This window comes from Parapusillimonas sp. JC17 (assembly GCF_052180245.1).
Lineage (GTDB): Bacteria > Pseudomonadota > Gammaproteobacteria > Burkholderiales > Burkholderiaceae_B > Parapusillimonas.
In genome coordinates, this window is record NZ_CP197474.1 from 2,796,219 (window position 1) to 2,808,969 (window position 12,751).

The 12,751-nt window shown below is 61.0% G+C and carries 11 protein-coding genes; 2 read left to right on the plus strand and 9 right to left on the minus strand.

From position 1 onward, the window contains the following. Window positions 1–75 precede the first annotated feature (75 nt). Window positions 76–1,452, minus strand: a complete 1,377-nt coding sequence (gene purB / locus ACSBPU_RS13515; protein ID WP_442592605.1) for an adenylosuccinate lyase — start codon at window positions 1,450–1,452, stop codon at window positions 76–78. Between the two features lie 231 nt (window positions 1,453–1,683). Between purB and ACSBPU_RS13520 the strand changes: the two genes are divergently transcribed. Continuing rightward, a complete protein-coding gene (locus tag ACSBPU_RS13520) occupies window positions 1,684–2,298 on the plus strand; it encodes a glutathione S-transferase N-terminal domain-containing protein (protein ID WP_442592606.1) in 615 nt (204 codons plus the stop codon). A gap of 55 nt (window positions 2,299–2,353) precedes the next feature. Here the strand turns inward: ACSBPU_RS13520 and ACSBPU_RS13525 are convergent, their stop codons facing one another. The 8 genes from ACSBPU_RS13525 to aroG all read right to left on the minus strand — a co-directional run bounded on the left by ACSBPU_RS13525 (window position 2,354) and on the right by aroG (window position 11,461). After that, window positions 2,354–2,833, minus strand: a complete 480-nt coding sequence (locus tag ACSBPU_RS13525; protein WP_442592607.1) for a redoxin domain-containing protein — start codon at window positions 2,831–2,833, stop codon at window positions 2,354–2,356. A 131-nt stretch (window positions 2,834–2,964) separates the two neighbouring features. After that, window positions 2,965–3,783, minus strand: coding sequence for a TSUP family transporter (locus ACSBPU_RS13530; protein WP_180067923.1), 819 nt, complete (start codon window positions 3,781–3,783; stop codon window positions 2,965–2,967). A 54-nt stretch (window positions 3,784–3,837) separates the two neighbouring features. Beyond that, window positions 3,838–4,953: a tRNA 2-thiouridine(34) synthase MnmA gene (gene mnmA / locus ACSBPU_RS13535; RefSeq protein WP_442592608.1), complete on the minus strand. Its 1,116-nt coding sequence runs from the start codon at window positions 4,951–4,953 to the stop codon at window positions 3,838–3,840. Between the two features lie 53 nt (window positions 4,954–5,006). Beyond that, window positions 5,007–6,233: a glycolate oxidase subunit GlcF gene (glcF, locus tag ACSBPU_RS13540; RefSeq protein ID WP_442592609.1), complete on the minus strand. Its 1,227-nt coding sequence runs from the start codon at window positions 6,231–6,233 to the stop codon at window positions 5,007–5,009. Between the two features lie 9 nt (window positions 6,234–6,242). Continuing rightward, window positions 6,243–7,343 (minus strand): glycolate oxidase subunit GlcE, encoded by a 1,101-nt coding sequence (glcE, locus tag ACSBPU_RS13545; protein ID WP_442592610.1) that lies wholly within the window; start codon window positions 7,341–7,343, stop codon window positions 6,243–6,245. 9 nt (window positions 7,344–7,352) lie between these two features. Then, the gene (locus tag ACSBPU_RS13550; RefSeq protein WP_442592611.1) at window positions 7,353–8,846 is read right to left on the minus strand and encodes an FAD-linked oxidase C-terminal domain-containing protein; all 1,494 of its coding nucleotides are present in this window, start codon (window positions 8,844–8,846) and stop codon (window positions 7,353–7,355) included. A 52-nt stretch (window positions 8,847–8,898) separates the two neighbouring features. Next, complete coding sequence (locus ACSBPU_RS13555; protein WP_442592612.1) at window positions 8,899–10,311, minus strand: FAD-binding oxidoreductase; 1,413 nt, start codon at window positions 10,309–10,311, stop codon at window positions 8,899–8,901. A gap of 55 nt (window positions 10,312–10,366) precedes the next feature. Next, window positions 10,367–11,461, minus strand: a complete 1,095-nt coding sequence (gene aroG, locus ACSBPU_RS13560) for a 3-deoxy-7-phosphoheptulonate synthase AroG (protein ID WP_442592613.1) — start codon at window positions 11,459–11,461, stop codon at window positions 10,367–10,369. A gap of 416 nt (window positions 11,462–11,877) precedes the next feature. On the opposite strand from aroG, the gene ehuB reads away from it, so the two are divergent. Further along, the gene (gene ehuB / locus ACSBPU_RS13565; protein WP_442592614.1) at window positions 11,878–12,744 is read left to right on the plus strand and encodes an ectoine/hydroxyectoine ABC transporter substrate-binding protein EhuB; all 867 of its coding nucleotides are present in this window, start codon (window positions 11,878–11,880) and stop codon (window positions 12,742–12,744) included. The last annotated feature ends 7 nt before the right edge of the window (window positions 12,745–12,751 follow it).

A 12,751-nucleotide genomic window follows, 5' to 3' on the forward strand; every position in this document is an offset into this window, starting at 1 on the left:
GAAGCGCGGACCAGACTCCGAAAATGAAGGGGGGTCAGACCCCGTGCGGGGTCTGACCCCTGCCTCCCCTGCCTCTTAAATTTTCTTCGCCAGCTCGGCGGCAAGGCCCACATAGCTGCGGGGGGTCATGGCCTGTAGCCGCTGCTTCGGCTCGGCGGGCAGGTCCAGGCCGGCGATGAATTCCGCCAGGCCTTCGCGATTGATGCCTTTGCCGCGGGTCAAGGCCTTGAGCTGCTCGTAAGGCTGTGGCAGTCCATAACGGCGCATTACCGTTTGCACGGGTTCGGCCAGCACTTCCCAGCAATTGTCGATGTCGGCTTCGATGGCTGCGGCGTTCAGTTCGAGCTTGCCCAGTCCGCGCAAGCAGGCGTCATAGGCCACGGCGCAATAGCCGAATGCCACGCCCAGGTTGCGCAATACCGTCGAGTCGGTAAGGTCGCGTTGCCAGCGGGACACCGGCAGCTTCTCGGAAAGGTGGCGCAGCATCGCGTTGGCGAGTCCAAGATTGCCTTCCGAGTTTTCAAAATCGATGGGATTGACCTTATGAGGCATGGTGGACGAGCCGACCTCTCCTTCTTTCAGGCGCTGCTTGAAATAGCCCAGCGAGACATAGCCCCAGATATCGCGATTGAGGTCCAGGATGATGGTGTTGGCCCGAGCCACGGCATCGAACAGCGCCGCCATCCAGTCATGCGGTTCGATCTGTATGGAGTATGGGTTCTGTTCCAGTCCGAGGCCGTTCAGCACACCTTTGCTGAACGCCGGCCAGTCGATCTCGGGATAGGCGGCCAAGTGCGCGTTGTAGTTGCCTGTCGCACCGTTCATTTTTGCCAGCGGCTGCACGGCCTGCACCGCATCGATGGCGCGCTCCAGGCGTGCGGCGACATTGGCAAACTCTTTGCCCAGCGTGGTGGGGCTGGCCGGCTGACCGTGGGTGCGCGAGAGCATGGGCTGGTCGGCAAACTGGCGCGCCAAGCCCTTCAGGTTATCGCACAATTCCGTCAGGCGCGGCACGATGAAGTCGGAGCGCGCGCGACCGAGCATCAGCGCATGCGAGGTATTGTTGATGTCTTCGGATGTGCAGGCGAAATGGATGAACTCGGCCGCCGCAGCCAGTTGCTCATTGCCGGCCACGCGTTCTTTGAGCCAATACTCGACGGCCTTGACGTCGTGATTGGTCGTTTTTTCGATTTCCTTGATGCGCGCGGCGTCATCCTCGGAGAACTCGGCCACCAGCGACTTAAGCAAGGCCTTGGACGCTTCGGAAAAAGAAGGCAGTTCAGGCAGGCCCGCTTCGGCAAGCCCAAGCAGCCACGCGACCTCGACTTCGACTCGGTGCGCCATGAATGCGGCCTCCGACAAGGATTGACGAAGGACCTTTCCTTTGGCGGCGTAACGGCCGTCCAAAGGGGAAAGGGCGTTCAATTGGCTAAGCTGGTCGGCAATTTGCATCTTGAGTTCACGCGAATGTTGGTCAACAGAGCATTTTAGCATTTGGCCTTTGGACGGCCGCAGGCCCCTACCCCAATTCGACTGAAAAGTCACACGTTTAAAAATTCATAAGCATATAAACGACACATTACCTTCGCCGTCCCGGCCGCACAGCCTATCAAGGGCGTTTCACGGCTAATATGAGTAACGTTCCTGCTATACTTTTTTTGCCTGTAACTTCTGACCTTTGCCATGAAACTTATTGGTTCGCTCACCAGTCCATACGTCCGCAAAGTGCGTGTCGTCATGGCCGAAAAAAAGCTCGATTACGAATTCATACTCGAGGATGTGTGGGCCGAAGATACTCAAATCCAACTCCATAACCCACTCGGAAAAGTGCCCTGTCTGCTCATGGACGACAATGGCAGCTTGTTCGATTCCCGCGTCATCGTCGAATACCTCGACACGCTTTCCCCCGTAGGTCGCCTGATACCGCAAACAGGTCGCGACCGCGCCGCAACCAAATGCTGGGAAGCCATCGCGGACGGTATCCTGGATGCCGCCACAAGCATTTTCATCGAGAACCACCGCCGCGCGCCCGAATCGCGCAGCCAGCAATGGGTAGACCGCCAGCACAAGAAAATCACCGTTGCCCTTGAGTCGATGAATGACAGCCTGGGCGAACAGGCTTTTTGCATGGGCATCAATTTTGGCCTGGCCGACGTCGCCGTCGGCTGCGCCCTGGGGTATCTGGACCTGCGTTTCCCGGAATTGAATTGGCGCTCCCAGTACGGCAATCTCCAAAGGCTCGATGAAAAGCTCCAGACGCGTCCGTCGTTCGTGACCACAGCACCGCCAAGACCCTGAGCGCCCTCGCCGGATGCCTTCCAGGCAAGCAAGACCTCGCCACGGCGAGGTCTTCTTATGCGGCCTCGATCAACAGTTCAGCGATTTCAGCGCCCAAGGCCAGGTCGGCGACCTGGCCGAAATGATGCTGCCTGAGGCGGCCCTTTGCATCGATGAGTATCAGCGTGGGTGTGCCTTGCATTCCGTATGCGCGCATGGTGCGCGGCAAGCCGTCCCGGCCGCCGGGCATGTCGACGCCGACCGGGAAAGTGATCCGGTATTCGTGTAGAAAGGCTTGCAGAGAAGTCGGCGTCATGGCGGCATGGTGCTCGAACACGGTGTGCAAGCCAATGACCGCCAGCTTCGATGACGGGAATGTCTGGCGCACCCTTTGGGCCTGCGGCAGGCCGTGCGTGACACAGCCGGGACAAAGCATCTGGAAAGCCTCCAGGACGATCACCTTGCCCCGCAGGGAATCCAGAGTCGGCGCCTGGTCGGTGTTGAACCATTGTTCAACCTCCCATGCCGGCGCCCGCGGGTGATAGGTCTCGTCCATGTGGCATTCTTCCTAGGCAGGGCCTGTTAACGCTAAAAGGCCCTAGGTTGTAGGCGGAGGGGTCAGACCCCTTACTTGTAGACGGAGGGGTCAGACCCCGTACGGGGTCTGACCCCTGGTTTGCTGTGGCCCTACGCGGTATACCCGAGATACGCTTCGTAGAGCATGTAGCAAGCCAGTGCGAACAGCAGGCAGGCGAACACCCGCTTCAGCGTCGCGACCGGAAGGCTGTGCGCGCATCGTGCGCCAAACGGAGCGGTCAGCACGCTCATGGCGGAAAGCACCAACAATGCGGGCCAATATATATAGCCCAGCATGCCGTCCTGCCCTTGCACCTCTTTGAAGCCGGAATAAATGTAACCCACGCTGTTGGCGACGGCAATGAAAAAACCCAGGGCGGCGGATGTCGCGACCGCGTTGTGCACCTTGACGTTGCTGCGCGTCATGAACGGCACCGACAGGAAACCGCCCCCCGCGCCCAGCAGCCCCGATGCGAAGCCGATGCCCACCCCTACCCCTGCTGTGACGGCCTTGCCGGGCATGGTGCGCGACTGGGCAGGCGGTTTGCCCGAGAGCATTTTGATTCCTGAGTACATGACGAACAGCCCGAAGATCAAGGAGAGCCCCGCACCACTCAGGTAGGAGAAAACAGCGCCTCCAGAAAGCAGCCCGCCCACGATCATGCCGGGCGCCATCACGGTGACGATATCCCACAATATCGCCCGCTTCGCATGATGGGCGCGCATGCTGGATACCGAAGTGAAGACGATGGTGGCCATGGAGGTGGCGATGGCGGCGTGCACCACCAGGTCCTTGGGTACGCCGTACAGCGGAAACAGCATGGTCAGAAACGGAACCAGCATCATGCCGCCCCCGATGCCGAGCAGGCCGGCCGCGAAACCGACCACGGCGCCAAGGCCGACCAAATATAAGATGAAAACTGGATCCATATCGTCCTGCTTAGATTGAGTAAGGGAAACCGGTGATTCGCGCCGCGTCGAGCGCTACGTGATGATACCGCCTCCGAGGCAGATATCGCCGTCGTACAGCACTGCGGACTGGCCGGGCGTGACGGCCCACTGCGCTTGCGAAAATGACAAGCCGAATGTCTCGGCAGAAACGGGATCCAGGCGACATGGCGAATCCGTCTGCCGATACCGCGTCTTCGCTGCGTAGGCGCCGGGCGGAGGCGCGCTGCCGGAAATCCAGCTGGCGTCCTGGGCTTTCAATTCACTGGACAGCAGCCAGGGATGGTCATGCCCTTGGACGACATACAAGGTATTGTGTTCGAGGTCTTTCCGGGCGGTGTACCAGGCATCGGCGGTGCCGTCGCTCCGCTGGCGCCCTTTTACGCCTCCGATGCCCAGCCCCTTGCGCTGTCCCAGCGTGTAGAAAGACAAGCCCTGGTGCGTACCCACCACCTGGCCTTCAGGCGTCTTGATCGGCCCCGGGCTGGTTGGAAGATAACGATTCAGGAAGTCGCGAAAGGGACGTTCGCCAATGAAGCAGATGCCTGTGGAGTCCTTTTTGGCGGCATTGGGCAACTGAAGCGACCTGGCGATGCGCCTCACTTCGGTCTTGGGGATTTCGCCCAGGGGAAACAAGGTCCGGGCAAGCTGGTCCTGATTCAGGCGATGGAGGAAATAGCTTTGATCCTTGGTGTGGTCGATGGCTTTGAGCAACTGGTGCTGAGGCGCCCCGGCCACATCCATGGTCCGGCGCCGGGCGTAGTGGCCGGTGGCGATCAAGTCCGCCCCCAAGGACATGGCATGATCCAGGAATGCCTTGAATTTGATTTCCGCGTTGCACAGGACATCCGGGTTGGGCGTGCGGCCGGCCGAGTATTCGCGCAGGAAATCCGCGAAGACGCGGTCCTTGTATTCGGCTGCGAAGTTCACGGCTTCGATATCGACGCCGATCACGTCGGCGACACTGGCGGCATCGAGCCAATCCTGGCGGGTGGAGCAGTACTCGGAATCGTCGTCGTCCTCCCAGTTCTTCATGAACAAGCCAAGGACCTCGTAGCCCTGTTCCTTCAATAACCACGCGGCCACCGACGAATCGACGCCACCCGACATGCCAATGACGACACGCCCCTTCTTTCCAGATATGTTAGCCATATCGGTATTTTAGCCGTCTTCGTCCAAAGAACCTTGGAACGACTGGTCGCGAATCAGCTCAAGGCCTTGTCGACGACTTCGATCCAGTGGCGCACGGGAGTGGGCGTGCCATTTTGCAGATGCGTGATGCAGCCGATATTTGACGAAACGATGCAATCGGTTTGCGTCGGCGCGATGGCTTGCAGCTTGCGGTCCCGCAGCGTAAGGGATAGCGCCGGCTGCGTGACCGAGTAGGTGCCCGCGGACCCGCAGCACAGATGCGACTCGTTGAAGGGCTGGAGCGCGAAACCCAGTTCCGTCAGCAGGCCTTCGCTGACGCCCCGCAAGCCCTGCCAGTGCTGCAAGGTGCATGGAGGATGGAAGACCGGCCTGTCAGGCAGGCCTTTCAGGCGATGCTTGAGCAGCCCGGCATGCGGCGCAAGGATCTCTGCGATATCGCGCACCTTGTCCACGACCCGCAAGGCCTTGGCCACATAGTCGGGATCGTGCCGCAGGTGATGGGCGTATTCCTTGACCATTGCGCCGCAACCCGACGCATTCATGACGATGGCCTCGACCTTTCCGCTATCGATCAAAGGCAGCCAGGCATCGATGTTGGCACGCATCTGCCGCAGGGCGTCTTCCTGCGCATCGAGGTGAAAGTTGATGGCGCCGCAGCAACCGGAGCCCGGTACGACCCGCGTGCCGATGCCCACGGCATCCAGCACCCGTATGGTGGCGGCGTCGATCGAGGGCATCATGGACGGCTGCACGCAACCGGCCAGCATCAGCACCTGGCGATCATGGCGTTCCACGTCCGCGGGCAACGCGTCGGCCGCGCGAGGCGCAGGCAGCTTGTTCCGGAGCGTTTCGGGAAGGAAAGGACGGAGCATGCGTCCCAGGCTGTATGCGGGTCCGAACAGCGGTGAATTCAGCATGCGGCGCAGGCCGGCGCGCTGCAGTTTCTGCGACATGGGCCTTTCGACTCTTTCGTCGACGATCTTGCGCCCGATGTCGACCAGGGCGCCATACTGGACGCCCGACGGACAGGTCGTTTCGCAATTCCGGCAAGTCAGGCAGCGATCCAGATGCTCCTGCGTCGCGCGCGTCGGTTCGACGCCCTCCAGCACCTGCTTGATCAGGTAGATGCGGCCGCGGGGGCTGTCGCGCTCATCGCCCAGCACCTGATAGGTCGGGCAGGTCGCGAGACAGAATCCGCAATGGACGCAACGCCGCAGGATTTCATCGGCTTCCGTGCCCAGCTCGCTGTCACGAGCCCAAGATGCGAGTTTGGTTTGCACAGTGGTCTCTTAAAAGTCTGGAAACATGCGATTTGGATTGAAGATGCCCGTGGGATCCAGCTCTTGCTTGAGCCGCCGATTGATATTGCTGAGTCCCGGCGACAAGGGATGGAACACGGGTACGTCGGGCTTGCCGGGGCCGTGCCGGAACAAGGTGGCATGCCCGCCAAGCCGGCTCGCTATGGATCGCAGTTCCGGCGCGTCGCTTACCCCGGCGATCCAGCGCAGGCCGCCGTTCCATTCCACAAAAGTCTGGGGGTAATCCAGGGCGCCGGCATTCGACGGCAAGGCCACGCGCCACAGGGGACGCGCGGCAAAAAAGGGGTGGGTGTGATCGCGGACGCTTTCCCAGAAAGAAAATGCTGCGGCGGGATCCATGGCCTCGCCCCCTATTCTTTTTACGCCATTCGCGATCGCCGGTCCGCTGCCTGAAACCCTGACGTAAAGACGGCCCTGCGGCCCGGATTCTTCGGCGTGCCACGCGGTGGCGCTGATCGGCATGGGCAGCCCGCGCCATTGCGAGAAGCGATCCAGCGCGGCGGCCTGGGTCAGTTCCAGGACCACGGTGGCTTCCTCGAATGGACGGGGCGCAACTTTCACGGAGACCTCGACCATGGGCCCCAATATGCCCAAGGAGCCCGCAAGCAGGCGCGAGATATCGTATCCCGCGACATTCTTCATGACTTCGCCGCCAAATGCCAGCACCGAGCCCGAGGAGTCCAGCAGCTTTGCGCCCAGCACGAAATCGCGGGCGCTGCCCGCCGCCATGCGCCGCGGCCCCGACAGGCCGCTCGCGATACAGCCGCCTATGGTGGAAGCGCCGCCGAACCGGGGAGGCTCGAATGCCAGCATCTGGTCCTGCTCGGCCAGCAAGGCCTCTACTTCGCTCAGCAGCGTGCCCGCCCTGGCCGTGATCACGAGTTCGGAGGGCTGGTAGTTCACCACGCCCTGGTAGCCGGACAGGTCGAGCACGGCCGTGTCGTGCACGCTTTCCTGGTCCACCGGCTCGCCATAAAAGCGCTTGGTACCCCCGCCGCGTATATGCAGCGGTCGCTCGGCGCCTCGGGCCGTCATGACTTGCTGACAGAGTTCGGTCAATACGAAATCCATGCGGGCCTCTTAGAAACGCGGCAATTCGGGAAAGCGGATGTCTCCGCCATGGACGTGCATTTTCCCGTACTCGGCGCAGCGCGCCAGAGTGGGTATGACCTTCTCGGGATTGAGCAGCCCATAAGGATCGAAGGCTCTTTTGAAAGCCAGAAAATAGTCGAGTTCCTCACGCGTGTACTGCACGCACATCTGATTGATTTTTTCCATGCCGACGCCATGCTCGCCGGTAATCGTGCCCCCGACCTGCACGCACAGTTCGAGGATGGCGGCGCCGAATTTCTCGGCGCGCTCGACCTCGTCGGCCGAGTTGGAGTCAAAGAGAATGAGCGGATGCAGATTGCCGTCGCCGGCATGGAATACGTTGGCGCAGCGCAGGCGGAACTCGTCTTCCATTTGCTCTATCGCACCCAGGACGCGGCCGAGATGGCGGCGCGGAATGGTCCCGTCCATGCAGTAGTAGTCCGGCGAGATGCGGCCGGCCGCGGGGAATGCGTTCTTGCGCCCCGCCCAGAAGACCAGGCGCTCCGCTTCCGTAGCGGAGACCTGCAGGCGTGTGGCGCCGGCGCCTTGGAACACCGCCTGCATGCGCGCGATTTCGTCCTCGACCTCTTCTTCCGTGCCATCCGATTCGCACAGCAGGATGGCTTGCGCGTCCAGGTCGTACCCCGCATTGACGAATGGCTCGACCATGTGCACCGCCCGCTGGTCCATCATTTCGAGTCCCGCCGGTATGATGCCCGCCGCGATGACATTGGTGACCGCCAGGCTGGCGGATTCGACGCTGCCGAAGCTGGCCATGATCACCCGCGCGCAGGAAGGCTTGGGTATCAGTTTTACCGTGATTTCGGTCACGATGCCCAGCATGCCCTCGGAGCCGATGAACGCGGCAAGGAGATCCAGCCCCGGGCTGTCGGGCGCTTCGGAGCCCAGCTCGACAATGTCGCCGTCTATGGTGACGACGCGCACCCGCAGCACGTTGTGGACAGTAAGCCCGTACTTCAGGCAATGCACGCCCCCGGAATTCTCGGCGATATTGCCGCCGATGGTACAGGCGATCTGGCTGGAGGGGTCGGGCGCATAGTACAGGCCGTAGGGCGCGGCCGCGTCGGAAATCGCCAGGTTGCGCACGCCAGGCTCCACCACGGCGGTAGCCGTCTCCTGGTCGATGTTCTTGATGCGGTTGAGTTTGGCCATGCCCAGCAGGACGCCTTGCGCATGCGGCATGGCGCCGCCTGACAGCCCCGTGCCGGCGCCGCGCGCCACGATGGGAATATTCAATGCCTTGCACTCGCGCAATACGGCGACGACCTGCGCTTCGTTTTCGGGCAGGATGACCACCGGCGGCAACGCGCGATACAAGGACAAGCCGTCGCATTCGTAAGGGCGAGTGTCCTCGACCTTGGACAGGATGCAGTGCCTGGGCACGCTGTCGGCCAGCCTGGCGATCAGTCCGGCAAAATCCGGCGCCGTTTCCGGCGCTGGACTCAACAGGGATTGGTTCATTGTCTCTCTTTGGTTCTTGGTATCGTTTTGTGTTCTACGTCAGTCCAGGCCGTCAAGCCGGGGGAATGATCTTGCCGGGATTGAGAATATTGTGCGGGTCGAAGGCTTGCTTGAGCGCGGCCATGAGGTCGAGCGCGTCCCGGCCATGCTCTGCCACCATGAATTCCATTTTGTGCAGCCCGACTCCATGCTCGCCTGTGCAGGTTCCTTCCATGCGAATCGCCCGCTCTACCAGCCGGCGATTCAATTGCTCGGATTCTTCCCATTCGGTGGGGTCGTCGGGATCGAGCAGCATCAGCACATGAAAATTGCCGTCGCCGACATGGCCCACTATGGTATAGGGGAAGCGGGCCTGGTCCAGCTCGGCCGCGGTTTCGCCCACGCACTCGGCCAGCCTGGAAATGGGCACGCATACATCGGTGGTGCTGGACCGGCAACCCGGACGCAACTGCAAGCCGGCAAAATAGGCGTTGTGGCGCGCCGTCCAGAGCCGGCTGCGGTCTTCGGGCTGCTCGGCCCATTCGAAATCCATGCCGCCGTTGCCGCGCGTGATGTCCTGGACGACTTCCGCCTGTTCCTTGACGCCCGACGGGCTTCCGTGGAATTCGAACAGCAGCAGCGGGGATTCCTTGAGGCTCAGCTTGCTGTAGGCGTTGGTGGCCTTGACCGCCGCGGTATCCATGAACTCGACGCGCGCAATGGGAACGCCCATCTGGATGATTTCGATCACGCTCTGGACGGCAGCGTCGAGAGTGGGGAAATTGCATATGGCCGCGGAGACGGCTTCAGGCTGAGGGTACAGGCGTACCGTGACCTCGGTGATGATGCCCAGCGTGCCTTCGCTGCCGACGAAAATTCGGGTCAGGTCGTAGCCCGCCGAGGACTTCCTGGCCCGGTTGGCGGTTTCTATCACGCGGCCGTCGGCGGTGACCACTTTCAGCGACATGACGTTTTCGCGCATGGTGCCATAGCGCACGGCGTTGGTGCCGGATGCCCGCGTGGCGGCCATGCCGCCAAGGCTGGCGTCGGCGCCCGGATCGATGGGAAAAAACAGGCCGGTATCGCGGATCTCTTCGTTGAGCTGCTTGCGCGTCACGCCCGCCTGGACGGTAACGGTGAAGTCTTCCGGATGCACCGCCAGCACCTGATTCATGCCCGACAGATCCAGGCTGATGCCGCCCTGTATGGCCAGTATGTGCCCTTCAAGCGAGGATCCCGCGCCGTAAGGGATGAGCGGCACCTTGTGATCGTGGCAATGACGCGCCACCCACGCCACCTCGTCGGTGGAGAGCGCGAACACCACGCCGTGCGGCAACATGGCGGGATAAGGAGACTCGTCGCGGCCGTGATGCTCGCACACGGATTGCGCCGTGGAAAACCGATCGCCGAAGCGGCTTTTCAAGGCGTCCAGGAATCCGGCCGGGATTTCCCGGCGCAAATGCGGCGTGTTGGCTGGCGCGTTCATGCTTTCAGACTCCTTGACTTCCATGATGATGTCGCTATCCCGATACTACTGTTTTTTAGGCGTGGCTGCCGATCAGGGCATTTGCTGATTGCGCGCATGCCTGGCGGCGTTTCCGCACGGCCTCGGCAAGACGCTCCAGCACCTGGACCGAAGCGTCCCAGTCGATGCAGCCGTCGGTGATGCTCTGACCGTAAGCCAGCGGCTGACCTTCGACCAGATCTTGCCGGCCGCCCACCAGGTTGCTTTCCACCATGACACCGAAGATCCGCTCGTCGCCGGCTTCCATCTGAGCCGCAATGTCGTCGAGCACGAGAGGCTGGTTGCGGTAATCCTTATTGCTGTTGGCGTGGCTGGCATCGACCATGATGCGCGGATTCAAACCGTTCTTCATGAGCACCTGGCATGCCGCTTCAACGTTTTCCGCATCGTAGTTGGGGACTTTGCCGCCTCGCAGGATGACGTGGCAGTCGTTGTTGCCGACGGTGGAGACGATGGCGGAATGGCCGCCCTTGGTCACCGAAAGGAAGTGGTGCGGCTGCGATGCGGCCTTGATCGCGTCGATGGCGATTTTCGTGTTGCCGTCGGTCCCGTTCTTGAACCCGACCGGGCACGAAAGACCGGAAGCCAGTTCACGATGCACCTGGCTTTCGGTCGTTCGCGCGCCGATGGCTCCCCAGGACACCAGGTCGGCAATGTATTGGGGGGTGATCATATCGAGAAATTCGCATCCGGCGGGCAGGCCGAGGGCATTGACGTCGATGAGGAGTTCCCGGGCGGTGCGCAGCCCCTGATTGATATTGAAGCTGCCATCCAGGCCAGGGTCGTTGATGAGCCCTTTCCAGCCTACTGTCGTGCGGGGCTTCTCGAAATACACGCGCATGATGATCTCGAGCTCGCCCTGGTGGCGGATGCGTTCGGCCACAAGACGCTTGGCGTAATCGATGGCTGCTGCCGGGTTGTGTATGGAGCAAGGCCCGATGACCACTGCCAGCCGGTCGTCCGTGCCTTCCAATATGCGGTGCAGGGCGTTCCGGGCGCCATAGACCGTAGAGGAAATAGCGGTCGTACACGGAAACTCGCGCATCACGTGGGCCGGGGGACTGAGTTCCTTGATTTCGCGTATACGTAAATCGTCTGTATTGTGTGACACAGCTTAACTCCTGGTTTTGTCAGCTAGCGAGCGGTACAAAAAAAGCCGCCTAGCTTCGCTGGCGGCTTTTTGGGAATTTGGTTCTTTTTTACTGCGTACAACGCTTCCCTTCCTCCACCAGCGGTTTCGGAAAAGCAAAAAAATAAAAGAAGAAAAATTGGGATGCGCGGTACATAAGCGTAGATCCTAGCACAGAGTTTCTTGTCTGCCAATCAGAAATTTCGTCGAATTAATCCGCGTGCTATTGATTTGAACTGAAATGATTATATGCGTTATCATTTCAAGGGGTCAGACCCCATGCGGGGTCTGACCCCGGCAAAGCGGCCGCTGCAATGATCTGGGGTCAGACCCCGTACGGGGTCTGACCCCTCCAACACACATGGGGTCTGACCCCTCCAACAAGAAAAGGACCCGCGATGAACGAACGCCTTAAGAAAACCCTGAAGCGCACATTGACAGCATTTGCCGCCGTAGGCGTGCTCGCCTTTCAGGCTCAGGCGGCAAGCCTCGCCGACATTAAGAAGCGCGGCACGGTACGCATCGCCGTGGCCAACGAGATCCCTTACGGCTATATGGACATGGACGGCCAGGCCAAAGGCATGGGGCCGGATGTGGCCAAGCACATCATGGAGCAACTGGGCATACATAAGATCGAATGGATCACGACCAATTTCGGCTCGCTGATTCCCGGGCTGCGTGCCAATCGCTTCGATATGGTCGCGGCCGAAATGGCCATCCTGCCGCAACGCTGCAAGGAGGTTCTATTCTCGGAGCCGAACAGCTCTTATGGAGAAGGCCTGCTGGTCGCCAAGGGCAACCCCGACGACGTCCACACCTACGAAAGCTTCGCCCAGTCGGACAAGAAAGTAGCCATCATGGCCGGCGCCGACCAGTTGGAGATGCTGCAGGCGCTGGGGGTGCCGGCCAACCGCATGGTGACGATCTCCAACAATGCCGACGCCATCTCCACGGTATCGACCGGCCGGGCGTCCGCCTACGCGGCAACCAGCCTGACCGTAAGCGAATTGGCCGCCAAGAGTGACAAGGTGGAAGCGGCAACGAATTTCACGGATCCCGTGATCAACGGAACGCCGGCTCGAAGCTGGGGCGGCTTCACCTTCAGCCAGGACTCCGCCGACTTCCGTGATGCCGTAAACGCCGAGCTTACCAAGTTCAAGCAAACCGAAGGTTGGGCCAAAACCATGTCGCACCATGGCTTCAGTGCCACCGACGCCAAGGAATCATTCAACAAAACGACTGAACAGCTCTGCGCGGCAGGATAAAGCGTCC

Coding starts and splice junctions, on each gene's coding strand:
- ACSBPU_RS13525 (WP_442592607.1), bottom strand. CDS start 2,833: ATGGACGAGACCTATCACCCGCGGGCGCCGGCATGGGAGGTTGAACAA.
- ehuB (WP_442592614.1), top strand. CDS start 11,878: ATGAACGAACGCCTTAAGAAAACCCTGAAGCGCACATTGACAGCATTT.
- purB (WP_442592605.1), bottom strand. CDS start 1,452: ATGCAAATTGCCGACCAGCTTAGCCAATTGAACGCCCTTTCCCCTTTG.
- ACSBPU_RS13520 (WP_442592606.1), top strand. CDS start 1,684: ATGAAACTTATTGGTTCGCTCACCAGTCCATACGTCCGCAAAGTGCGT.
- mnmA (WP_442592608.1), bottom strand. CDS start 4,953: ATGGCTAACATATCTGGAAAGAAGGGGCGTGTCGTCATTGGCATGTCG.
- glcE (WP_442592610.1), bottom strand. CDS start 7,343: ATGGATTTCGTATTGACCGAACTCTGTCAGCAAGTCATGACGGCCCGA.
- ACSBPU_RS13555 (WP_442592612.1), bottom strand. CDS start 10,311: ATGAACGCGCCAGCCAACACGCCGCATTTGCGCCGGGAAATCCCGGCC.
- ACSBPU_RS13530 (WP_180067923.1), bottom strand. CDS start 3,783: ATGGATCCAGTTTTCATCTTATATTTGGTCGGCCTTGGCGCCGTGGTC.
- ACSBPU_RS13550 (WP_442592611.1), bottom strand. CDS start 8,846: ATGAACCAATCCCTGTTGAGTCCAGCGCCGGAAACGGCGCCGGATTTT.